The sequence below is a fragment of the Microbacterium flavum genome (assembly GCF_018717645.1).
In the GTDB taxonomy this organism is placed as follows: domain Bacteria; phylum Actinomycetota; class Actinomycetes; order Actinomycetales; family Microbacteriaceae; genus Microbacterium; species Microbacterium flavum.
In genome coordinates, this window is record NZ_JAFLHG010000005.1 from 11655 (window position 1) to 35354 (window position 23700).

The following is a 23700-nucleotide window of genomic DNA, read 5'->3' on the forward strand; positions in this document are numbered from 1 at the left end:
TGCAGTGATGGAGGACCGGATCGCCGTCCTCGGGAGCGTCGGGGCTCATGGCCGCGCCTCGCGGTCGACCGGCATCGCCAGCGGACCAGCGGACGTGGTCGGCGGGGAGCTGAGCTCAATCTGTGACCTGGTGTCCTCCATCACGGCCATCAGCGCCGCGGTGTACCTCTCGCCGGTCACCTTCATGCGCTCCCGCGTTGCCCGTTGCAGACGACTGGAGGTCCGCTTCTTTCCGGTCATAACGCCTTCTCCTCTTCGGTCGGTGATGTGGTCTGGGCATGAAGGTCAGTGGCGCGGGCGCGGCGGAGCTCGCGAGCGAGCCGTTCGCCGAGGGGGGTGAGGCGCATCGGCCTGTTGCGTGCCGCGGGGACGAACAGATCTCCGCCGACGTCGGCGCCGAGGCTGGCGAGCTGGGCGCTCAGTGCGCTCTGCGTCGTTCGGATGGTCGCCGCGGCGGCGCGGACGTTGTCGTGCTGTGTGGCGGTGAGGAATCGGCGCGCCCGTTCGATCGGGTGCCGGCCGACGAGGGCGCGCTGGAGGAGCCGTGACTGGCCGGCCAGTGGATGAGGGTGCGGTCGTGTGGGCCGGGTCGCATCGCGATACCTGCCGCGTGGATGCGGTGCGCGATCGTGGGGGCGCTGCAGCCGACGAGCGCCGCGATCTGTCGCAGCGTCATCCCTTCCTTCTCATACCGCTCGCGTAGCCAATCCTCGTCGATGACGAACGTGATGGGCCGTCCGCGACGGGGAGTGCTGTTGCCGTCCGCGAGCACACGCGACACCGTCTGCCGCGATACTCCCGCCCGCCGTGCGAGCTCATAGGTGGTCGCACCCTCACCGTGTTGGGCGATGAGTTCGCGGCGGCGCGATGGTGTGTCGAGTGCGCCACGGACGGGTCTGGCCGTCGCCCACTCACCGACGGTGTTGCTGCGGGCTGCGGCGGGTTCGATGTGCGTCGACAGCGGGGGCGCCCAGCTGAGCGGCTCGTCGATCCCTCGGCTGAGCAGGAAGGCGCGACCGACTTCGTCCAGCTCACGGCGCACCGAGTCCGGCATCGTCATCGTGAAGGTCGTCACCGTCCGCGGAGACAGTCCGCCCGCATCCCATCCTTCCGGTGCGAGTCGCATCGAATCGCCTGTGATGGCTCGGTAGAGGTGGGCGCGCGCATGGCGGTGCCTGGCGCCGGCGCCAGGTTGGACATTCAGTCGGGCGCAGAGCCGCTGCCAGTCCACTTCGGGAAGGAGATCGGTGCAGTCGAGCCTGCGGCGGCGTGCGTAATCGATCGGCGTCGCGTGCGCGTCGAGGTAGGCGGCGAGGTTGAGGATCGCCGCGAGGGCAGGCGTATCAGCGCCCGGCCGGCCGAGCTCACGCATCACATGCGTGACCTGACGGATGGGTGCCGTCGAATCCAGGAGGGCGAGGGCCGCGGAGTGGGTCAGGCGCGTGCCGGTGAACACGACGGCTGCGGCCAGCGCGGACGCGGCGACGTCGCTATTGATGCGGCGTGGGGTGAGCGCGCTCGTCCACTCGTCCCAGAGTTGCGCCGGCACCTTCCGCGCCCGGTCCTCCGGGTTCACGTCCGAGGCCGGCGCAGCTTGGAGAAACAGCGTCGGACGTCGGATGCGACCGAGGGACGCGGCGATCAGTCGCTGCAGCTGCGGCGTCTGACCGGTGTACGACGTACTCACGGCGAGCCGCCCCGTTAGCAGTCGAACGGCACGGTCGGAGTCTTCGAGTGCGGCGATCGCGATCGTCGTGCCGACCGCGCCGCCGGCCGCTGTGGGCGGTCCTGCCCACGTCCACTCATGCTTGTCTCGGGGCACCGCCGCGAGGAGCTCCGTTCCCAGCTCCGGCATGTCGAGGTCGCCGCCATCGCAGAGCGTAGCTCCTGCGGCGCGGGTGAGGAGGCGGATGTCTTCGAGGACAGTCATCGCGGGTTGCGGGGCGTCCGCGTAGATCCCAAACCGGCCCTCGCCGGTGGAGAGGATCTGCATCATGCGGCGCTGCGCGTGGAGCGCCGAGCCCGGTGCGGCGATGCGGTCGGGGTGCGCGGTGAGGTCGCCCCGGCAGCGACTCGCGATCGGCCCAGTCCCGGCACCGGCGACGGGATTGTGGCAGTGCCCGGGATGTGGGATCCCGGCGAGCGGGTGCCCGGTGTGACGCGGTGGCTTGTGGCACACCGGGCAGTTGTCGGCGAGGATGCGGCGGTGCCGGACGCACGCGAAGGTGAACGGAAACTGCCACGACATCCGCCACCTCCCACCGGAGTCCGCCATGCATTCGGGGCAGTACCGTCCCGCCATCCCGCCGACGGGGCAGCGGAAGCTGATCCTCCCCTGGCGGGTGTAGCGGATCGCGTGCCGCGCGAACCGCATCCGCGTCATCTCCTGGAACTGCTCCGCCGGGATCCCCGTCGACCGCTCCAGCCGCGACGCCTGCTCATCGGTGAGCTCAGTCGCCCATTGCGCGGCCATCCACGACGTCGCCGACACCGCCCGGCCGCCCTCCTGCTCCACCAGGCCGAGCGCGCACGCCATCTCCGCGACAGTCGCGCGGTTCGCGGCCGCCGAAGCCTCCAGCCACGAGTCGAACGGCTCATCCGGCAAGGGGCGGACCCGGAATGGGAGGACACGCACGGTACCGGCCGTCTCGCTCATCAGGCCGCCTCCTCGCCGGTCGCTTCGGCGCCGTCGCTCTTCAGGCGGCGCCGGCGCCGCTCGCGGCGTGCCCGATCCTCCCGGTCGTGCTTGGCCTGCAGCTCGGGGCGCTCCGTTTCGGCTCCCTCGTCGATGCGGATGTCGTCGAGGAGTTGCCGGTCGATCCGCTCGACGCCGGTGCGGATGGCGCGGGACGCGCCGCGACGGATGAGGTCCATGAGCGATCCGATGTTGCCGGTGGTGCGGGCGAACAGGTACCGCGACATGTCGACGAGCATCCCCTCGTGCGCGTCGGCGAGCACGAGTGCCTGTTCGATGTGCCAGAGCAGGCTGTCCCACTCCTGACGGGTCTGCTTGGTGCGCAAGCTGTACGGGTCGAGGCTGAGCACGGTCCAGCGGCGGAACGTCTGCGCCATCGCCGCCTCCTTCCCGGTCGCGCCCTCGCCGACGAGGCCGCGTTCGCGGAGCGCGACACCGGCGAACAGAAATGTGGCGCTGTACTCGTTGGACAGCCACTTCAGCTGGTTCGCGACCTCGACACCGTCACGGGTGCGCATCTGGATGAAGTGCAGATCGTCGATGATCACCAGACGGGTGTCGTGCCGTTCGATGCAGTCCGCGGCCGCCCGCGCCAGATCCCGGCCCGCCATCGAACGGTGCAGGATCCCGGCTGTTGCGGGGTGCGCGTAGAACCCGAGGATCATCATGTGCAGACCCTTGATCGTAAGGCGCCCGGGGACAGTGATGTGGCAGACCGGGAGGTGGAGAATGTCGCGATCCTCGTCGAGGTACTCGCCCGCCTCCGCGATCCGTTGCCGGTGGAAATCGCGCCCGAACGTGTTGACGACCGTCGACTTCCCGAGGGCCGGTGGAGCGTCGAGGGCGGCGGCGGATTTGACCCGGTCGGAGTCCTGCAGGTTGCTGTCCAGGATGTCCCCCAGTTGCAGGTGCACCCCGTGCACCTGCCGGGTGCGGAGCAGGATGTTCGCGTGCCACGCCCGACGCTCCGCGTTGTACCGCGCGAACTCGTCCGGGCCGAGCGATCCGAGCTGCTCGGTCGTTAGCAACGCGGGCTTATCGCGCGGGGGACGTTCGGCGAAGTCCTTCCATCCCTCGTAGGTCGACAGGCTCCGCTGCCGGCGAGGCGCGTCGTGCTCGCCCGGGACTGTGGCGGTCATTGGATCATCTCCATCGGCTCGAAGTGGTAGTCGGATCGGATCGTGGGCTCGTCGATGTCGTCCTCGTCGTCGTCATCGCCCGTTTCGGGAATGTCGACGCGCTTGCGTGGGTCGCGGACCTCGCCGGTGAGCTCCCGTCCGAGATCTGTGGTGGGGTTCAGTTCGGCCTCGAGCATCCGCTGCACGGTGCGCAGCGACCACACCCCGTCAGCCGCGGGATCCTTCTCGTTGAGCTGCGCGGCCATGCGGGAACTCATCCGCCTCTCCGATGGGGTGAGCGCGCGTCCCGCGCCCCAGTCCTCGAGCAGCTGCGCGGCGACGTCGTCGACCTGAGAGGGGCGACCCTGGCGGATCGCGATCTTCTTCGCGTACTCCAGCGCGTCGAGGCTGAACGGTGTGTCGAAGGCTCCCTTGTGCTCCCACTCGAGGGTGTGCCAGGTGCCGTCCTCGGGGTCGTGGAAGTAGATCTGCGTCAAGTCGTCGGGGTTGACCACGAACGGCCACTCCGTGCCCTTGTCTCGGTGGATCGACCGGGCGCGGTTGCGGTACTTCGCGACCGAGTCTCCGGTGTAGCGCAGCTTGTGGATCTCGACGCCGTAGTGATTGAACTGCCGTTTCACCACCGGCAGCAGCTCGAGGAGAACGCTCCGGTCGATCGGCATCCGCAGTTGCCCGGCAACGGCGAGCCCCTGGTCGTATCTCTCGGCGGGGCTGAGCTTGACGCCGGGGAGGCGGGGATCCTCGAGGGAGTCGTGGGGTCGGAGGTGGTAGACCGTCGCGACCCATTCGCGGATGATCTGCTCCAGCTGCGGGACCGTGTAGACCGCGTCGGCTTCGACGTCGTCGCCGCGGCCGCCGACGTCCGCGCCCTTGTAGCCAGGGAGTTCCTGGAGGAACGTGTCGAGGGTGCGGAAGAACCTCTCGACAGGGCTCTTGTCGGTGGGCTGGTAGACGCGGGCCGGCTGGATGGATATGCCCAGGCGTGCGCACGCGCTGGTCACGTGCTCCGAGAGGTACGGTGCGCCGTGGTCGACGATGATCGTGTCGGGCAGGATCCCCGCACGGACGAACCGCGGGACGCGGATGCGCGTCGGGTCGACGAGCACGGAACCGGCGACACCGTGGAAGGGCCATCGTGCGCTCGTGCCCCACTCCGCGGGAGTGTCGAAGGGTTGGCACGCTTCCATGAGCACGCCGGATACGTCGATGGATTTCGTTGAGCCGGGCGTCAGCCGCATGCCGAGAATGCAGCGGGAGTAGAGGTCGATCGCGACCGTGAGGTCTGCGGCGACCCACTTGCCCGTCACCGGGGCCACGGCGAAGACGTTGAGCGGCGTCGTATCGAGGAGAACGTATTGGCCGGGCGCGGTGGCGTGCAGGCGTCCGTACGGAGCGGGCGGCCGGTTCGCGTTGGAGCGCTTGCGCTTGGTGCTCCCGGAGAAGGTCGCGCGGCCACGGGAGAGCTCGTCGAGGATCTTGTATGCGGCGCTTCGAGAAGGGGCGGCGACGATACCTGGCCCGTGGGTGCGGTCGGCTCGGGCGTTGACTCTCGCGATGATGATGCTTTTCGCGACCTTCGACTCCGGCGTCTGCTCATCGATGACCTCACGTGCCGCCGTGACCCAGCGGTCGTCGAAGTTGACGAGCAGATTGCCCGGCTGCGCCTTGCGGTGATCGATCAGTCCGATCTCGCCGGCATCCTTGAACCTCGCCACCCACCTCGCGACGGTCCGGCGACCCTTACCGAGCTCGAGCGCCTTCGCCGCGATCCGCTCCTCGATGCGACGCTCCGGATGGTAGGCGAGCTTCGGTTCGCCCTCACGTGCGATCTCGGCCGCCCCCGACCGGTAGCCGGTGAGGACCTCTCGCACATGATCAGCGCGCTCGGCGGACACCGCGCGGGCCGCGTCGCTGGCATCGGCCCAGACGACACCCAGTGGAGCCGCGTCCTCATCGCGACTGTTTCCGGGGATGCGTGTCGTACCTCCCTCAGCGCGGGGGCGCAGGAGGTCGATCATCCGCAGGCGCCGAACCTGCCCAGTTCGAGTGCGGACGACGACCGCGCCATCGCAGATCTCCGCAACAGTGCAGGCGTCGCCGTCGTAGACGATATCCACGCCTGGTTTCAGGGTCCACGTGCTGCTCATCGCTATCTCCTTCAAGTGTTGAGGTGGTGGTATCTCAGGCCCGCGTCACGATGCTCGTGGCGCTCAGAAGTCGAGTCAGGTCGGTGCTCAGCCGGCGAGCCCACAGCAGGTGCAGGACGAGCGCGCGTGCTGCGAGAAGCCCGCCGGTGACGGGCACGATCGCGCGCACTGCCTCGCCGAACGCCATGGGCGATCTCAGCTCGCCGAGCGCGGCGGTGACGTCGCCGCCGGCGAACTGGAACGACCGGCGGTAGCCGGCAAGGAACTGGACGTTGCGCAGCAACACTTCATCGGGCTCGGATTGGACGCGGTACTCCCACCCGTGCGGTTCGATCACGCGCCGCGACCAGCTCAGCGAGTCACGCACCTTCGGGACGGTGAGCTTCGCGGCGGGCTTCACATCCACCACGCAGACGGTGTGGTCCGCGTGGACCATCAGATAGTCGGGAATGTGGCGACGGCGTGCGCCCTTGTCCTCCCCCTCGAGGAGGAACGGCTGAGAGAGAATCCAGTCGACGCGAGGGTCGAAGTCGGCCAGCAGCAGGTTCGCGTACTCGAGTCGCGACTCGTACCCGACATGCGCTTGCATGGTCGCCGACCAGTAGCTGCCCGAGAAGTGCCGCTGCCCCCGGTACCAGCGGAACTCACGCCACGGGACGGCGGCGTCGAAGACGCTCAATCGAGCTGACTGCAGCGGAACAACGTCCACCTCGCCACCCATTTTGCGAACCATCAGCCCGACATCCGCCTGGCGCGTTCCGCCCCGCGTCTCGAGTTGCTCGCGCGCCGTCATGAAGCCAGCGTGAGGGTCGAATCGGTCCGGGAGAATGCACGCTTCTGCCATAGATTCGCGAATTACGATTCAGGATCGCGCTCTTGATTTCCTGGGCTACTTCGGTATATGCGATTTACGAATACCAATGAATGTGACATTCACTGTAGTCGATGTCATATACACAACAGTCACCGTCAGGGATACAAATATAGGGACCACGAAATCAACGCGCGCAGGCCCGCCTGAACCCCACGTCGGCCGCGTGTGCGACACTCAAGGACATGACGATGTTGGAGCCCATCGCGCCGGAGGAATCCCGGCTCGTCTTCGGCAACAGCTACATGTACAGCGTCATGGTCGAGATCGCGGGCCTGCGCGGCGGGAAGTTCTCATCGAAGACGATCACCGACGCGACGAGACTCTCTCCTGGAATCGTGCATCCGCTGATCCAGAAGCTCCGCCGCGCGAACTTCATCGAGTTCGTGGAGCGCGTGCCTGGAGAGCGGACCATTCTGTATCGGGTCCGCGAGAATCCCTGGTGGAATGCGGCGAGCCAGTACGTCGAAGAGGATCGCGCTACCGAGCGCTCCGCATCGTAGGTTAGTCACCGTTGGGTCTCGGGCGGTGTCGGTATACACGCATGACGCCGTCGACTTCATTGAAGGATGAGACGGCGGTGTCCGAGTCCTTGAGCAACTCCAGGAACGGTGTCGGATCTGGGACGAGCGGAAGATCGACATAAGTGTTTGCGGGCTGAAGAACCTCGGCGTACGCACCGCCGAGTTGGGCCACGTATTGGGGTACGAGGCCGGGCACGGTCGCCACGGATGCGCTGAGCGCAGCGACCTTTGAGCTGGTCGACGCTCCCGACATCTGCATCAACTGTAGAGTTTCGGCTGGTAGGGGCTCGCGGGTCACCTCCGCCCAGGCGCCGAGCGCCTCAAGCACATCGGTTGATCCCCAAGCGGCGTTTCGAGGAATCGCATCAGCAAGCAGAGTCTTGACCCGGGGTGAGACATCGGGATTGCGAAGGAGCGACGCCACCAATGTCGCCGACGCGTTCGACGAAACGATCCAGTCTGGCGCCGTCTGAGACTCCACGACAAATGCTTCCTGTGCGTGCGCGGTGGCGAGAGCTTGGAAGGTGCTAGCGCTGTCGTCGAGCAATCCTGCGTTCATGAGTGCCGTGACAAGATCCGCCTCATCCCCCATCGATCGTGATGCTGGGACCGTGTCTACGAGCTGTCCGGCAAGCGTGACACGAGCGGCGACATCGAGCTCATCCTCAGAGACGAGGCGCGCGGCGAGAGTGATGCGCGCGGTCACGTCGGTCTCTGGCGGGACGGCGAGAGTGGGCGAAGCAGCGAGGTACTCGATCAGAGGAGCGTCCAGGGAGCGTACGGCGATGTAGTTCGTGACGTTCGCGAAGGTGAGGGGGAATCGGTGTGATTCAGCAAGAACGGGAAGCAGCGTCGCCGGCACTGCATTGATGTCTCGGATGAGCATCTCCGCGGGCATCCGCCGCGCGATCTCGCTTGCCGCGCCGGCCCTTGAAAGCTCCGCGGCCTCCATCACATCCACTGCCATGTCAACGTCGGTGATACTCGGGCGGTGGGATGCGTCGATGCTTGACAGGTACGCCTCGAAGTGCCCGAGAACGTGGTCGAACGTCGGATCCTCGAGTTGCATGATTGCATCGAGCGCGATGTCGCCCCCGCCGACTGCCACCTCGAGGTTCGGCGCATTTACCTCGTAACGGCGCGCGACCACGACAGACCGCTGCGCGGCCGGTGGGAGCGCTCGGATATCTGCGAGACTGACGCCGAGTTGGGTAAGCGCAGCAGTCGCTCGCTGGGGCGTACCGTCAGCACTCAGTTCCGTGAGGCGCCCTGGGTTCTCAGCGAGAAGTCGCTTGACGTCGTCGGGTACCTCGTACTCCAGCTCTGGATTCAAGGACTCGAAGGCGGCGACGACGAGATCGAGCTGATCCGCCGCGACGGCGGGTCCTTCAGTATTGATGAACTTGAAGACCCCGTCCCACTGCGCTGCGACGCGACTGATGAGCGTCGCTGGGAGCCGACCACGCTGCAAATAGCTGCGCATGAAGCCGACGGCGGCGGGGTCAGCAACGGCGAGAGCGGCGATGTTCTTCGCCAACCGACCGTCTTCTCGCGCCAGCAGCTGGTCGTAGATCGCGATGTTGAACAGCCCGGTCGATTCGAACGCGCGCGGGCCGCCGAGCTCGAGCACCGCGTCGACGTCCTTCTCGTCGAGTGGGTAGTCGTGATCCGGGGTGTCTGCTTGCAGGTGTTGGATCACGTAGGTCATCGCGGCTGCAGAGGCAATGACGCCGTAAAACTCGGAAGCGTAGAGTGCGAAGTTCCTATCGATCAGCCCTTCTGCGAGGAGGTCGTGCAGAAGCGGGTCGACGGTGCCGCGGATAAGTCTCGAGGAAGAGTCACTCGTCTGTCGCATCAGCAACTGTTGGAAGTCGGCCGTGCGGTACCACTGCAGCTCAGCGCGCGCATCCTCAGAAGCCGCCGCGGTATCGGCGACGACTTGGTCGCTCCAACGCGCCGGGACGGGCACGCCCAGATCCGCAGCGATCTCGTCAGCGGTGAGCTCGAAAAGAACCTCTCCATTCACGACGACCTGCAGAGCGTGGCCGGAGTCGATTGCCGCTTCCCAGAAGCGGGCAGTACTGAGCGCGGCGGGTGCCCAATCGGCTCCGCCAATTCGATAGGTCGCAGTGTGTCCACGCCTATGTACCCGTGGAAGCCAGCGTTCGACAAGATCTTGGAGCGCAGCGCCAAGTTGCTCAGCGCGCGCATCAGTCGCTGCAATCTGCGTACCCTGCTCACGCAGCGCAGCGAGCGTCGCCGACGCAGTATCCATCCCACTCGCGATGATTTCTCGCGAGCGTCGGTACAGCACGTCCAGCTCACTTGATCCGACCCGGATCAGCTCGAACTGCTTCATATGGGTGTTCTTGTAAGCAACAAGCGCGAACAACCCGCTTGAGGTGAGCCCGCCGAGCTTTCCGCCCGCCAGCACACGAGCGTGGAAGACCCGAAACTCGTTCAGGATGTTGCGCAGAAGCCGCATATCTGTCACGTGCTTCGCCACCACGCGGACCGCCTCGAAGGAGATCGCCGAGTCAACCTCGGCGGCCAGATCGAACAGGAGGTCGGCAGACGAGCGGTGTGTGATGAACGGCACGATCGGGACAACGAGCTCGAAGAACTTGGTTCGCTGCGTCGCCGCATCCGACAGTCCGCGGTCGGCCTGCCACACGCCCGGTGCTGCGTCCGGGCCATCCGGCGTATCGCGCGGCACCTCAAGGTCTTCGAAGATGCTGTCCCGGACAGCGTAAACGAAGTGGACCGGACGCTTTCGAAGTTGTCGCGACGTGTTGAGCACGGTGTTGAGCTCACGCAGAGACGCGTAGATTGTCGGGTCCTCGAACCGGTCCAGGTCCTCAATGATCACGATGTCGCGACGAGTCTTTTCAAAGAAGTAGACGATCTCGTCGAGGTACTCATCGAAGTAGCTGCCACCGTCGGACTCCGCGGTCAGGCTCACCGACGTCGCTGAGGTTCCCAGTTTGTCGATTCGGATCCGGTTGTGCAGGAGCGCCATAACCACGTACGCGATCACGCCGGCGATCAACGCTGCAGAAAGCAGCAATGGGACTCGCATGCCCTCGTTGGCGGGGGCGAGTTGGAACGGTGCTCCCCAACCTGTGATCCATAAGGTGAGTGCTATGAGGACAGCGACCAGCGCGGATGCAACCAGCGTTCGCCCTACTGGCAGCCTGCTGATCCTCTTGAACCTCGATCCCGGGACGCGGCTGGGGCGCTCACGATAGAGCAGCTGCTTGACGATCTCCTTCTGGATGTAGTTGTTGAGGTCGTCACCACGCTCAACACCGACGTCGCTGAGCGACGACAGTGAGATCTCAACCACGCGCTTGCCGAGCTGGTCTCGCACGCCCGCGAGCACGCTACTCTTCCCGCTGCCGTACCCCCCGGTCAACGCGATATTCCATACGCGCGCGCGTCGATCGTCGTCGGTGAGCAGGTCGACGAGCTCGTCGCGATAAGTGCCGTGCTGGTCGCTCACGAACCGTGGAACGAGCGACTCGAGCCTCAGTGGACTGGTCACCGTCTCGCTGGCATCAGTCACACCGAACCCCTCAATCGTCCACAGCAAATGGCAGGGATGCCAAGTGCCTGCCAACTACCCGTGGAATATGTCATTTCGGCGTGGAACCTACAACTACCCGAAGTCGCCCGGGGCCATGTCGGCGAAGCGTGAGAAGTGGCCCTGGAAGGCGACGGTCACGGTGTCGGTCGGGCCGTTGCGGTGCTTGGCGACGATGAGGTCGGCCTCGCCGGCACGGGGGCTGTCCTTCTCGTAGGCGGCCTCGCGGTGCAGCAGGATCACGATGTCGGCATCCTGCTCGATCGATCCCGACTCGCGCAGATCGCTGATGGCAGGCTTCTTGTCCGCGCGCTGCTCGGCGCCACGGTTCAGCTGCGACAGCGCGATGACCGGCACCTGGAGTTCCTTCGCGAGGAGCTTCAGCGCACGGGAGAACTCCGAGACCTCCTGCTGGCGGCTCTCGACGCGCTTGCCCGAGGTCATCAGCTGCAGGTAGTCGATGACGACCATCTGCAGTCCGACGCGCTGCTTGAGCTTGCGGCATTTCGCCCGGATCTCGACGAGCGTCATGTTGGGCGAGTCGTCGATGTACAGCGGTGCGTCGTTGATCCGCCCACGCGTCGATGCGATGGTCGTCCAGTCGCGGGAATCGAGCGAGCCCTTGCGCATCGACTGCAGCGGAACGGCGCCCTCGGCGCTCATGAGGCGCATCGCGATCTCGCTGCGCCCCATCTCGAGCGAGAAGAAGATCGTCGGACGGTTGTTCTTGATGGCCGCGGCACGTGCGAAGTCGAGCGCGAGCGTCGACTTTCCCATCGCGGGGCGCGCGGCGACGACGACCATCTGGCCCGGGTGCAGACCGTTGGTGAGCTGGTCGAGCCCGGCGAATCCGGTCGGGATGCCGGTCATCTGACCGTCGCGCCCCCGCGCCGCCTCGATCTCCTCGATCGCGGCGCCGACGGCGACCTCGAGGGCCACGTAGTCCTCGGCCTGCTCCGCACCGGTGACCGAGTAGATCTCCGCCTGGGCGTTGTTGACGAGGTCGAGCGCCTCGCCCTGCCCGTTGTAGCCCATCTGGACGATGCGCGTGCCGGCTTCGACCAGGCGGCGCAGCAGCGCGCGCTCGCGCACGATCGACGCGTAGTAGCCGGAGTTGGCCGCGGTCGGCACGATCGATGTGAGCGAGTGCAGGTAGTCGGCACCACCGGCACGCATGAGGTCGCCGGTCTTGATGAGCTCGTCGGTCACGGCGACGACGTCGGTCGGCTCGCCGTGCGAGTACAGGCTGAGGATCGCCTCGAAGATCAGCTCGTGCTTGGGGACGTAGAAGTCGGTGCCGCGGATCGATTCGACGACGTCGGCGACCGCATCCGCCGAGAGGAGCATCCCTCCGAGCGTCGACTGCTCCGCCAGCTGATCGTGCGGCGGGGTGCGCTCGTTGCCGCGTTCCGGCTTTCCACCGAATCGCTCCTCCGAGACATCCGCAATCGACATGCGTCCCCTTCCTTCACGGACGACGCGCGTGCCATCGCTCGACCTCACGCAACGCTAGGCAGAGCCTCCGACACCCGCAAACGGGCCTGTGGATAACTCTGTGGAGGATCTGCGCGAAACGCCGCACGGGCTGTGTACAGAAACTGTGGAAAGTCTCGCCGTTCTCGAAGAATCTCGATCAGTAAACCGAACGTGACCTGGGTTTTCAGATTCCACACCCTGTGGAGGGGAAACGTGGTTGAAGTGGGGGTTGAAGGTTGGTGCAACGCGCCCGGGTTGGGGACAATTCCGTGGACAACATGCGCACGCGCCGGTTCTTGTCAAGTCCAGATCCCTCGCGCGTGTCGCGCTCGGAAACAGTGTGTCGCGATCAGAGATGGTCCGGCGCGGTGCGCGTACGGCGCTGACGGGGCGTCCGTGCTTCGAGGTCGTGACGCAGGAGCGGGGTGCTCACCCGTCCGTTGAAGAACTCGATGAGCGGCCCCGTGAAGAACGCGGTCACGACCGTCCCGAAGCCGACCGCTCCGTGGAAGACCAGCGCGAGGACGAGGAAGAAGACGTCCTGGCCCACGCGCACCGCGCGATAGGGGGCGCGTGTGCCATCCACGATCATCGGCGCCAGCGCGTCGTACGGCGCGGTGCCGAGCGCTGCCGTCATGTACAGCGACGCACCCAGACAGAAGACCAGGATCCCTGCCAGGAACAGCGCCAGACGCAGCCAGGTCGGGACGAAGGCGGGCAGCACCGCGGCGATGAGGTCGGACGCGAACTGCACCGCGAAGCCCGCGAAGACCATGTTCACGATCGATCCCACCCCGATGTATCGACGCCCCCAGATGAGCATCGGCACGAACAGCACGAGGTTGCTGAGGAGCTGATAGGTGCCCAGATCGAGCCCCAGCGCGGCGCTGATGCCGATGTTGGCCGCCGTATAGGGGTCGACGCCCGCGCCGATCGACCGCAGGGTTCCCGCACCGATGCCGATTCCCGCGACACCGACGATCACCCAGAGCAGCCGGGCGATGTAGCGCCACCGGCGATGGCCGATCGACTCCGCCGAGAGGTCATCGGGTGCGGATGCGGGGGTCGCCATGGTGCCACTATGGCACGCCGTCCGGCCGCGGCGGGGCCCGCCCCCTTGACGCTCCCGGGGTCCCGGACTACCGTCGGTGGCGGGTACTGACACGAGTCACCAACCGCCCCCCAGCTCTGGTGACCACCCGCGACGACGGCGTCTCGGGTGCTGCCCGCGCCGCGATCGACGACGACCGCGACGGGATGAGAACGGAGATCTCACCGTGCACCACCAGCCGCACCACCCCCGCCACCCGCGCGTGCGCACGCCACGCCGCCGCGCCGCGACCATCACTGCGCTGATCGCCCTGACGATCGGATCGCTCACCGCCATCGCACCCGCCGCCCAGGCCGCGTCCGGCACGGTGCCGGTCGGATCGGGCAGCTACGCCGAGGGGACGCCCCCCGGCGGCAGCGCCCCGCTCGACTGCGCGGGCGCGACCATGGACCCGCGCTCGCGCACCACCGCCGACTTCCCCGACGGGCCCATCCCGACGAACGACTGGTGGACCTCGCTCCTGTGGAACAAGCTCGAATGCGGGCCGGAGTCGGCGAACCTCTACGCGCACCCCCTCGCCCTGCACGCCTACACCGACGGACTCGGCGTCAGCTACCCGACCACGCCCAACATCACCGGCACCGCCACCGGCGTCTCGGAGTACCACTTCTCGTACGCGGAGGACTTCCGCATCCAGATCCCGGGCCTCGACACCGCGGGAAAGGTCGACGACTACAGCGACTGGACGGTCACCGAGGCGTGGGAGAGCGGCGGCGCGGCCCTCCACACCACGATGGGGAAGGGCCTGCCGTTCGTCTACGGCACCGCGACCGGCGGCGACGTCCGCCTCGCCCTCACCGCAGCCCCCACCGTCTGGGACACCGCCGATGGCCGGATCGGGTTCACGGTCAACGGTCACGACTACGCCGCATTCGCGCCGACGGGAACGAGCTGGAGCTCGTCCGGGAACGCCCTGACCTCCTCCCTCGGCACCGGCGACTACTTCTCCGTCGCGGTGCTGCCCACCCAGACGACGGATGCCGGGCGCCGCGCAGCACTCGCGGCGTACGCCCCCTACGCGCACAACCACGTGACCGGAACGGAGGTCTCATGGAACTACGACGAGGCGTCCGCTCAGCTGACGACGACGTACGCCTTCACGACGACGGCGAAGGAGCCCGGCACCGCCGGGACGGTCTTCGCGCTCTACCCGCACCAGCGGGACGCGCTCGTCGGGATCACACCGAGCACCGACGAGTACATCTCGCCGCGCGGCCCGATGCGGGTGGTCGTCGGCGAGTCCTCGTTCACGACGGCCGCGCCGTTCCACGGGGTGCTGCCGCAGCTGGCCAACACCGCCTTCGCGCCGGGTGATGCGGACACCGCGACCCTCGACGGATACCTCGACCAGGTGTCCGGGAGCGACCCCTTCGCCGGCTTCAACGACGACACGTACTGGACGGGCAAGGCGCTCGGCCGTGCCACGCAGGCCATCCAGATCGCGCAGCAGACCGGCGACAGCGCCGACCGCGACGCGCTCCTGGGCGCGGTCCGCACCCGCCTCACCGACTGGCTGACCGCCTCGCCCGGCGAGACGACCCGCTCGTTCTGGTACAACTCCGACTGGGGCACGCTCATCGGCTACCCGGCCTCGTACGGGTCGGACACGGAGCTGAACGACCACCACTTCCACTACGGCTACTTCGTGGTGGCGGCGGCCACGCTGGCGCAGTTCGACCCGCAGTGGGCCTCGAGCGACGCCTACGGCGAGATGGTCGACACCCTCATCAAGGATGCCGCGAACCCCGACCGTTCCGACACCCGGTTCCCGTTCCTGCGCGACTTCGACATCTACTCGGGCCACGACTGGGCTTCGGGGCACGGGTCGTTCGCCTCGGGGAACAACCAGGAGTCCTCCTCGGAAGGCATGAACTTCGCCTCCGGACTGATCCAGTGGGGGCAGGCCACGGGGAACACCCAGATCCGCGACCTCGGCATCTACCTGTACACGACGCAGGCGGCGGCCATCCACGACTACTGGTTCGACGCCGACGACGAAGCCTTCCCGGCGGAGTTCGGCCACTCCACCGTCGGCATGGTCTGGGGCTCGGGCGGAGCGTACGCCACGTGGTTCAGCGCACGGCCCGAGATGATCCAGGGGATCAACCTGCTGCCGAACACCGCGGGTCACCTGTACCTCGGCTACGACACCGACTACATCACCCGCAACCTCGCCGAGCTCGACCGGAACACCGGGGGAGGCCCGTCGGTCTGGGAGGACATCTTCTGGGAGTTCGAGGCCCTCGCCGATGCGCCGTCGGCCCTCGCCGACTTCCGATCGCGCGCCAACGACTACGCCGTCGAAGAGGGCGAGTCTCGGGCGCATACGTTCTACTGGTTGAAGAGCCTCGACTCCGTCGGGACGGTCGACACCTCGGTCACGGCGGACACCCCGCTGTACGCCGTGTTCACGAAGGACGGAGTGCGCACCCACCAGGCGGCGAACATGACGTCGACGGCGATCACCGTCACCTTCTCCGACGGCGCGACCCTCACGGTCGCTCCGCGCTCGGTCGGGTCGGTGGGCGGAGCATCCGTGCCGACCGACCCGGGCGCGCCGACGCCGACGCCCACGCCGACGCCGACGCCCACCCCGACGCCGACTCCGACGCCGACGCCCACCCCGACGCCGACGCCCACCCCGACGCCGACTCCGACGCCCACGCCCACGCCGACGCCGACGCCGACGCCCACGCCCACGCCGACGGGGCCGATCGCCGCGACGGATCGCCTCCAGGCGGAGTCGTCCCGGACGCTCACCGGGGTGTCGACCGAGGTGACGACCGATGAGGGCGGCGGCCAGAACGTCACGGGGATCGGCGACGGTGATGTCCTCCGTTTCGACGACGTCGACTTCGGCGCGACACCGCTCACCCAGATGATCGTGCGCGTCGCCTCCGGCGCACAGGGCGGCGAGAGCGGCATCATCTCGGTTCGGCTGGACAGTCCGACCGGACCGGTGGTCGGCGACCTCGCCGTGGCATCCACGGGGGGCTGGCAGTCCTGGCGGACCGTGCCGGGCAACCTCCGTGCGACGACCGGCGTGCACACCGTGTATGTGACGTTCGCGTCGGGTCAGCCGCGCGACTTCGTCAACCTCAACTGGGTGACGTTCGGCCGCTGACCCCGGCATCCCGTACCACCGGCAGCGCGCCTCGGCCTCAGGTCGAGGCGCGCTGCACCACGCGGAAGAGTTCCCCCGCCGGCCGCGGCGACGGGGACGGGCGTCCGCCGCCCTCGCGGTGGCCCAGCGCGTCGAGCGCGGCCCCCACCAGATGCTCCGCCTGTCCGTCGATCGCCTGCCACACCGTCGTCAGCGCGGGTGTGGTGAGACGGGAGAGCGGGATGTCGTCGACGCCGATGACCGCGAGGTCGTCGGGGACCCGCAGACCGGCGGCACGCGCTCCGGCGAGCACGGCGATCGCGACCTCGTCGTTGTAGGCCACGATGCCCGTGACGCCAGCTTGCCACCATCCCCGCACCGCGACGGAGGCCTCGAGGCTGTCGAGCTCGACCGTGCGCACCTGCGGCTCGGCGACGCCGCGCTCGCGACTGGCCGCGCGGGCACCGCTCAGGCGCCGCTGAGCGAACTCCTCGAGGCGATCATCGTGCGGTGCGGCGTATCCGAGCACACGGTGTCCCCGGTCGACGAGGTGACCGACCTGCAGCGCCCCGATCGCCTGCTGAGGGACCGCGAAGGTCTGCGGCGCGGAGGGCGCGTCGAGCGTCGCCCCCACGACGGGGATGCCGGCGACCGCCATCGCCGCGGCATCCGCCGGTGTGAGCGGCCCGAGCGCGACCACGGCGCGCGGGGTCACGGCGCGCCAGAGGTGCGTGAGGGGCCGGTCGCCCAGGTCGTGGAAGACGAGCAGCGACAGCCCCGCCTCGGCGAACAGAGTGGTCAGGTGGTCGAGCAGGCGATCGATCACCGGGCCCGCGCTCCAGTCGGGCAGGACGCACACGACGATGTCGCTGCGCCCCGAGCGGAGGGCGCGCGCCGCGGCCGAGGGCGTGTAGCCGAGGCGTTCCGCGGTGTCGAGGACGCGTCGGCGGGTCTCGTCGGAGATCGCGGCCCCGGGAGTCGCGTTGAGCACGTAGCTCACGGTCGTGCGCGACACCCCGCTTTCGCGGGCGACATCGGCACTGGTGACGCGGAGCACCCTCCCGAGCCTACCGAGCGGTCAGGATCACCGCCGCCCCCGCCCGCCCGCCCCCGCCCTCGCCCCCTCGCGCCCTCGCCCCGCTGCCGAGTGTCCAGAACTCGCGGAGTCGGCACCGTCGGGTTCCGCGTGTCGTGGACACTCGGCGGCACCTCGCGCGGCAGAGCCCCGTAACCCGGCGCGCCGGCACCCGTCAGCGCGCCGCAGACGACGGATGCCGCGACCCTCCCGAGGGAGGAGCCGCGGCATCCGTCGTGCGCGAATTACTTCGCGGCGACCACCTGCAGGGTGATCACGGCGGTCAGGTCGTCACGCAGGCGAACCGTCGCCTCGTGCTCGCCGGTCGCCTTGATCGGAGCGGTGATGTGGATCTTGCGCTTGTCGAGCTCGCCGAGGCCGGCCGCGGCGACCGCGTCGGCCACGTCGGCGGTCTTCACGGCGCCGAACAGGCGGCCTTCCTTGCCGGCCTTGACCGACAGCTTGACCTTGTTCGCCTCGAGGGCGTCCTTCAGCGCGACGGCCTCTTCGTGGTCGTGGATCGCGCGGGCGTCACGGGCGGCACGGATGGATGCCACCTGCTTCTCGCCACCGCGGCTCCACGCCACGGCGAAGCCCTGAGGGATGAGGTAGTTGCGGGCGTACCCGTTCTTGACCTCGATGACGTCACCGGCGCTTCCGAGCCCGGCAACCTCGTTCGTGAGAATCAGCTTTGCCATGTTGGTGCTCCTTAGCGGCCAGCGCCGGCGTAAGGCAGGAGCGCCATTTCGCGCGCGTTCTTGATCGCCTTGGCGATCAGACGCTGCTCCTGCACCGAGACACCGGTGATACGACGGGCGCGGATCTTGCCGCGCTCCGAGATGAACTTGCGAAGCGTCGCGACATCCTTGTAATCGATGACGCCGACGCGGATCGCCTTCGCGGGAGCAGCGTTCTTCGCGCCCTTCCGCGGCTTGCGGCGATCGCCGGTAGCCTTTCCAGCCATTGTTTTTCCTTAAGTACGTGAGTTGATCAGAACGGCGTGTCGTCGCCGTAGGAACCGGGAGCGCTCCACGCGTCCGGTGCGGCCGAGCCGGGGGTCGCCCACGGCTCCTCCTGCTGCACCTGCGGACGGGCCTGCTGCCCGCCACCGCCGCCACCGCCGAAGTTGCCTCCGCCAGAGGATGCCGCGCGCGTGACCTGAGCCGTGGCGTATCGCAGCGAGGGGCCGATCTCGTCGACCTCCAGCTCGATGGACGTCCGGTTCTGGCCTTCGCGGTCCTGGTAGGAGCGCTGCTTCAGACGGCCGGTCGCGATGACGCGAGAGCCCTTGGTGAGCGAACCGGCGACGTGCTCGGCGAAATCGCGCCACACCGATGCGCGAAGGAACAGCGCCTCGCCGTCCTTCCACTCGTTCGCCTGACGGTCGAACGTGCGGGGAGTCGACGCGATCGTGAAGTTCGCGACGGGCAGGCCGTTCTGCGTGTAGCGCAGCTCGGGGTCTGCCGTGAGGTTGCCCACGACGGTGATGATCGTCTCGCCGGCCATCGTCCGTTACGCCTTCGCTGCCTTGCGGGCGGCCTTGGCCTCGGCGCGCTCCTTCTCGGCGGCGACCTGAGCGATCGCCTCCTCGGCACGCAGGACCTTCGTACGCATGATCTGCTCGTTCAGCTTCAGCTGACGGTCGAGCTCCTGCGTGGCCTCGCTCGTGGCGGTGAAGTTGACGACGGCGTAGATGCCCTCGGTCTTCTTCTGGGTCTCGTATGCCCGCTTCCGCTTGAAAAAAAAAACCAAATTCTCGATAGAGCCACCATCGTTGGTGATGACCTTGAGGAACCCGTCGAGCTTGGGGGCGACCTGACGCTCGTCGATCTCGGGGTCGAGGATGACCATGAGCTCGTACTGGTGTGAGTGCGTCACTAACCCACCTCCTTCGGACTAGAACGGATGCCGGGCATTTCCCGGCATCAGGAGGGTTGATGCACGTGCCCGACATCCGAACCGGAACGGTGCGGACAGACGGACAACCACAACAGTCTAGCGGACGCCGCGTCGGGCGAACGACTCGATCGGATCAGCCTCCGTCCCCGCGGGGCCCACCTGATCCAGGACGGCGTCGAGTCCGGCGAGCCCGGGGGCGGCCCGGAACGCCCGGGCGAGGCTGGCGGCTCGCGCGCGGAAGCCCGGTTCGCCCTGCACACGGCGGACGGCGGCGGCCACGGCATCCGGTGCCGGGGTGTTGGTTCGGAGGTCGATGCCCACCCCCGACCAGGCGACTCGGGCGCTGACTTCCACCTTGTCCTCCGTCCGGCCGGCGACGACGAGTGGGATGCCGTGACGCAGCGCCTGCTGGACCCCGCCGTACCCGCCGTTGGTCACCATGACGTCGACGCGCGGCAGCAGGAGGTCGTACGGCAGATACGGCGCGACGCGCACATTCTCCGGGAGCGGACCGGGGACCCGGGCGACCGGGGCACCGCCTGTGCTCACCACGACGAGCGGCGCGCTGCCGCCGAGCCCGGCGATCGTCGGCAGGACGAGCTGGCCGAGATCAGAGTTGGCGACCGTGCCCTGCGTGACGTGCACGACGGGGCGGGTGCCGGAGAGCTCCGACCACCAGTCGGGGAGGTCCCCCGCCGCGGCGGCGGACGCGGCGGGGGGAAGGGCCCCCACGAAGGTGACGTGGGGAGGCAGGTCGGAGCGGGGGTATTCGAACTCCGAGACGGTGAACTGCACCACGGCATCCGCCGCGCTGTGCCAGTCGAGGAAGAACCGGCCCAGCGGGTGGCCGAGTTCATGACGCGCGATCGCGTCCGCCTCGCGGGCGACCGGGGCGAAGACGAGCCGCCGGGAGGCGATGGCGAGGGCCGCGTTCCGCAGGCGTCCCGTCCAGCCGGCACGCGGCGGGATGCCGAGACCGAAGGGGGCTGTGTCGCGACTCGCGATTCCCAGAGGGAAGATGCCGAGCGCGACGATCGGCGGCCGTACGGCGCGCGGTGTCTCGACGAGCAGGGCCGCACCGACGAACAGCGGTTCGGTGAGGATCGCGTCCACAGGCGTGTCGGCGAGGAGTGCGCGGAGGGCGGCGAGCTGGGCGGCGCCGGGCCGCAGGAACAGGTGGAGCATGTCGAAGCGGATCGCGGCCGGGCCGGTGAGCCCGGCGCGGCCGGGAACGGATGCGGCGTCATCGAGATCGACGTCGGCCGCATCCGGGAGCGCGCGGAACTCCACGCCGGCCGCCGCGATCCGCGGCGCGTAGCGAGAGCTCGTGAGGAAGAGGACGCGATGCCCGCCCGCCGCGAGGTGCGTCGCGACCTGCAGGAGCGGCATCACGTGACCGTGGGCCGGCGTGGCGCAGAGGAGGTAGGTGGACATGGTGATCGCTCTCGCTTAGATTCGGATTACCTGTGAGAGTATTCACCACACTGAGAGGGTAGTCAATAGTGGCATCCGGAGATTCCTCCCGCGCCTACCGGTCGTCCCTTCGCGAGCGACAGGCGGACGAGACACGCCGCCGGGTCATCGAGGCAGCCGGCGTCCTGTTCTCGGCGCACGGGTTCCAGTCGACGACGATGGCCGCGATCGCTCGCGAAGCGGGGGTATCCACCGAGACGGTCAAGGCGACCGGGGGAAAGTCCGACCTCCTCATCGCCGCCTTCGAACGGACCTTCGCCGGCGTCGAGGGGGAGGCGAGCCTCACCGACACTCCGGTCGCAGGTGATCTTCTGTCCCTGTCCGACGCGGACTTCCGCGCGGGGGTCGTCGTGGCGATCGCCGGCGCGAATGCGCGCGGACACGCGCTCTGGACGGTCGTCCTGGGGGCCGCGCTCTCGGACGAAGCCGTCTCCGCCGCCCTGACCACGATCCTCGCCAACCGCCGCGCCGACTACCGCCGTCTCGTCTCCGAACTCGCCCGGCGCGGAGCCCTCGTCGAAGACCCGGACGCCGTCGCCGACACGCTCTCCTTCCTGCTCTCCCCGGAGGGGTACCAGCACTTGGTCGTCCAATCCAGTTGGAGCGCCCCGCAGTACCGCGCCTGGCTGTGCACGATGCTGACGGCCGCGGTCGGTAGCGTGGGCGCATGAGCCAGCCCGCGGCGCCCCTCCCGTTCGACGCCCGACCCCTCACCGAGCAGGTCGACCGTGCGCAGGTGCGCGCGTACGTCAGGCAGCTGCGGGCGTCGGGGCGTCTGCCCCGGCGATCGGTGACGGGCATCGTGGTCGCGGTCTTCGCCACCGTCGTCGTCCTCTTCGTCTTCTCGAACGTCCTCACCGTGATCTTCGGGTCGTTCGGGTCGTTCGGATCGATCGCCGGATCCGGACGCCCCGCCGGCATCCTCGCGGTCATCCCCGGGATCATCCTCATCGCGCTGCTGGTGGGCGGCGGCATCCTCGCCTGGTCCGTCGCGACAGGCCGGGTGGGAGGCACGCGCGTCTATCGGCTCGGCCGATTCGCGCAGGCCAACGGGATGACCTGGTACCCCGAGGTCGCCACCCCGCCGCTGCCGGGGATGATCTTCGGGCTCGGCCACTCGCGCCGGGCGATCGACATCCTCCGCGGCGAGCGCCCGCGCCTCGTCGAGTTCGGGAACTACTCGTACAAGACGGGGTCGGGCAAGAACGAGTCGACGCACCGCTGGGGGTACGTCGCGGTGAAGCTCGGCACGCCGCTCCCGCACATCGTGCTGGATGCCGTCGGCAACAACTCGTTCCTCGGCTCCAACCTTCCGGCCGCCTTCGACCGGAGCCAGCGACTGAGCCTCGAGGGCGACTTCGACCGCCACTTCGCGCTGTTCTGCCCCGAGGGATACGAGCGCGACGCCCTCTACCTCTTCACCCCCGACATCATGGCCCGCTTCGTCGACACCGCGGCCGCGCTCGACGTCGAGATCGTCGACGATTGGATGTTCCTCTACACGCAGCGCCAGGTCTCGACCCTCGACCCCGCGACCTGGGCGTGGCTGTTCTCCGTCGTCGCCGCCCTGCTCGGCAAACTCGATCAGTGGGAGCGCTGGCGCGACGACCGGCTGGATGCCGCGCACGCGCCCACGGGCCCAGGAGCGCCGGGCGCGCCCAGCCTCCCCTTCGCGGCGCCCTCGGCGTCTCTCCGGCCTCCGATCGGCGTCGCGCCCGAAGGACGCCGGCTGCGACGCCGCGTGCCGTGGGCGGCCATCGTCATCCTCGCCGCGATGCTGCTGTTCTTCGTGCTCACCCAGACGGGCATCCTGGCCGGGCTGTTCGGCGCGATCCTGCGCTGACTGCTCGGGAGCTCAGTCCTCGAGCGGCGGCAGCAGCCTTCGCACGAGCGCCTGCATCGGGCCCATCAGCAGCATGACGAACAGCGCGTTGTAGTTCACCGCCGGGATCGTGATCGACACGACGAGTGCGACCGAGAACAGGATGCACATCGAGATGTCGGCCGACAGGCCGCCGCGCAGGGTGTCCGTCGAGATCTCGCCGAACTCGCGCCGGTGGCGCAGCACGTAGACGCGCTGGATCGTCGCGACGAGCGCGGTGAGGATCATGCTGCCGATGTAGATGGCCTTCGTGAGCGCGTCGTCATCCGGCATCCTGCCCGACAGCGCCGTCGCGACGGGCAACCACACGATCGAGAGCAGCCACGCCATGGAGATCCACAGGAGCGTCGTGCTCACCCGCTGGACCCCCGAGAACAGGCGCTGATGGTTGAGCCAGAACATCGCGATGATCGCGAAGCTCAACACGAAGCTCGTGAGCTGCCAGCGGTGGTCGCCGAGCCAGTCCAGCGCGGTGCCCTCGGCATCCGCGGCATCGGACACGCTCTCCATGAGCGGCAGGATCAGCAGCGTCATCGCGATCGCGACGACCGCGTCGATGAAGGCCTTCGGCCGCTCCGCGGAATAGAGCACCGGAGCGCGGCCCCGCTCCTGCACCCCCGCCCTCGTCATGGTCAGATGATAGGCGACGCCGCCACGGACGGGGGGCACCCGCCCCGCCCCGACGCCGACGCCTCCCGACGCCGCCGCCGGCGTCTCCTCGT

Annotated in this window: 20 protein-coding genes; 4 read left to right on the forward strand and 16 right to left on the reverse strand. The window is 68.2% G+C overall.

Features of this window, described 5'->3' with window-relative positions:
- Positions 1 to 45: 45 nt before the first annotated feature.
- Genes J0P97_RS06370 through J0P97_RS06390 form a run of 6 tightly spaced genes read right to left on the reverse strand, consistent with a single transcriptional unit; the run spans position 46 to position 6774 of the window.
- On the reverse strand, positions 46 to 240 hold the full coding sequence (locus tag J0P97_RS06370; RefSeq protein WP_215486948.1) for a hypothetical protein: 195 nt from the start codon (positions 238 to 240) through the stop codon (positions 46 to 48).
- Entirely contained in the window at positions 237 to 509 is a 273-nt protein-coding gene (locus tag J0P97_RS16005) for a helix-turn-helix domain-containing protein (RefSeq protein ID WP_372449678.1), read from the reverse strand. The genes J0P97_RS06370 and J0P97_RS16005 overlap by 4 nt, the downstream gene beginning before the upstream one ends.
- A complete protein-coding gene (locus J0P97_RS06375) occupies positions 419 to 2656 on the reverse strand; it encodes a TniQ family protein (protein ID WP_215486949.1) in 2238 nt (745 codons plus the stop codon). Before J0P97_RS06375 ends, J0P97_RS16005 begins: the two co-directional genes overlap by 91 nt.
- On the reverse strand, positions 2656 to 3834 hold the full coding sequence (locus J0P97_RS06380) for an AAA family ATPase (RefSeq protein ID WP_215486950.1): 1179 nt from the start codon (positions 3832 to 3834) through the stop codon (positions 2656 to 2658). Before J0P97_RS06380 ends, J0P97_RS06375 begins: the two co-directional genes overlap by 1 nt.
- Positions 3831 to 5981, reverse strand: coding sequence for a TnsB C-terminal domain-containing protein (locus tag J0P97_RS06385; RefSeq protein ID WP_215486951.1), 2151 nt, complete (start codon positions 5979 to 5981; stop codon positions 3831 to 3833). Before J0P97_RS06385 ends, J0P97_RS06380 begins: the two co-directional genes overlap by 4 nt.
- A 34-nt stretch (positions 5982 to 6015) precedes the next feature.
- Entirely contained in the window at positions 6016 to 6774 is a 759-nt protein-coding gene (locus J0P97_RS06390) for a TnsA-like heteromeric transposase endonuclease subunit (protein ID WP_215486952.1), read from the reverse strand.
- A 263-nt stretch (positions 6775 to 7037) separates the two neighbouring features.
- Here J0P97_RS06390 and J0P97_RS06395 point away from each other — a divergent pair, with 263 nt between their 5' ends.
- Positions 7038 to 7355, forward strand: a complete 318-nt coding sequence (locus J0P97_RS06395; protein WP_215486953.1) for a hypothetical protein — start codon at positions 7038 to 7040, stop codon at positions 7353 to 7355.
- Between the two features lies 1 nt (position 7356).
- On the opposite strand, the gene J0P97_RS06400 is transcribed toward J0P97_RS06395, so the two are convergent.
- The 3 genes from J0P97_RS06400 to J0P97_RS06410 all read right to left on the reverse strand — a co-directional run bounded on the left by J0P97_RS06400 (position 7357) and on the right by J0P97_RS06410 (position 13507).
- On the reverse strand, positions 7357 to 10941 hold the full coding sequence (locus J0P97_RS06400; RefSeq protein ID WP_215486954.1) for a YobI family P-loop NTPase: 3585 nt from the start codon (positions 10939 to 10941) through the stop codon (positions 7357 to 7359).
- Between the two features lie 93 nt (positions 10942 to 11034).
- Positions 11035 to 12414, reverse strand: coding sequence for a replicative DNA helicase (gene dnaB, locus J0P97_RS06405; protein WP_215486955.1), 1380 nt, complete (start codon positions 12412 to 12414; stop codon positions 11035 to 11037).
- Positions 12415 to 12784: 370 nt separating this feature from the next.
- Positions 12785 to 13507: a YczE/YyaS/YitT family protein gene (locus J0P97_RS06410; protein WP_215486956.1), complete on the reverse strand. Its 723-nt coding sequence runs from the start codon at positions 13505 to 13507 to the stop codon at positions 12785 to 12787.
- 205 nt (positions 13508 to 13712) lie between these two features.
- Here J0P97_RS06410 and J0P97_RS15880 point away from each other — a divergent pair, with 205 nt between their 5' ends.
- Positions 13713 to 16670 carry a glycosyl hydrolase gene (locus tag J0P97_RS15880; protein ID WP_308163467.1) on the forward strand — a complete coding sequence of 986 codons (2958 nt, stop codon included), beginning with the start codon at positions 13713 to 13715 and terminating at the stop codon, positions 16668 to 16670.
- A 37-nt stretch (positions 16671 to 16707) separates the two neighbouring features.
- Here J0P97_RS15880 and J0P97_RS15885 read toward each other — a convergent pair whose 3' ends face one another.
- From J0P97_RS15885 to J0P97_RS06445, 6 genes are all read right to left on the reverse strand, one after another.
- The gene (locus tag J0P97_RS15885) at positions 16708 to 17706 is read right to left on the reverse strand and encodes a LacI family DNA-binding transcriptional regulator (protein WP_215486957.1); all 999 of its coding nucleotides are present in this window, start codon (positions 17704 to 17706) and stop codon (positions 16708 to 16710) included.
- 263 nt (positions 17707 to 17969) lie between these two features.
- Entirely contained in the window at positions 17970 to 18422 is a 453-nt protein-coding gene (gene rplI, locus J0P97_RS06425; protein WP_215486958.1) for a 50S ribosomal protein L9, read from the reverse strand.
- Between the two features lie 11 nt (positions 18423 to 18433).
- Complete coding sequence (rpsR, locus tag J0P97_RS06430) at positions 18434 to 18688, reverse strand: 30S ribosomal protein S18 (protein WP_005054609.1); 255 nt, start codon at positions 18686 to 18688, stop codon at positions 18434 to 18436.
- Between the two features lie 26 nt (positions 18689 to 18714).
- The gene (locus tag J0P97_RS06435; RefSeq protein WP_215486959.1) at positions 18715 to 19230 is read right to left on the reverse strand and encodes a single-stranded DNA-binding protein; all 516 of its coding nucleotides are present in this window, start codon (positions 19228 to 19230) and stop codon (positions 18715 to 18717) included.
- A gap of 6 nt (positions 19231 to 19236) precedes the next feature.
- Positions 19237 to 19575 carry a 30S ribosomal protein S6 gene (gene rpsF / locus J0P97_RS06440; protein ID WP_215487146.1) on the reverse strand — a complete coding sequence of 113 codons (339 nt, stop codon included), beginning with the start codon at positions 19573 to 19575 and terminating at the stop codon, positions 19237 to 19239.
- Between the two features lie 144 nt (positions 19576 to 19719).
- Positions 19720 to 21057, reverse strand: coding sequence for a glycosyltransferase (locus J0P97_RS06445; protein ID WP_215486960.1), 1338 nt, complete (start codon positions 21055 to 21057; stop codon positions 19720 to 19722).
- 68 nt (positions 21058 to 21125) lie between these two features.
- Here J0P97_RS06445 and J0P97_RS06450 point away from each other — a divergent pair, with 68 nt between their 5' ends.
- A complete protein-coding gene (locus J0P97_RS06450) occupies positions 21126 to 21767 on the forward strand; it encodes a TetR/AcrR family transcriptional regulator (protein ID WP_282838125.1) in 642 nt (213 codons plus the stop codon).
- Entirely contained in the window at positions 21764 to 22939 is a 1176-nt protein-coding gene (locus tag J0P97_RS06455; RefSeq protein WP_215486961.1) for a hypothetical protein, read from the forward strand. Before J0P97_RS06450 ends, J0P97_RS06455 begins: the two co-directional genes overlap by 4 nt.
- 12 nt (positions 22940 to 22951) lie before the next feature.
- Here the strand turns inward: J0P97_RS06455 and J0P97_RS06460 are convergent, their stop codons facing one another.
- Positions 22952 to 23608, reverse strand: coding sequence for a TMEM175 family protein (locus J0P97_RS06460; RefSeq protein WP_215486962.1), 657 nt, complete (start codon positions 23606 to 23608; stop codon positions 22952 to 22954).
- Between the last annotated feature and the right edge of the window lie 92 nt (positions 23609 to 23700).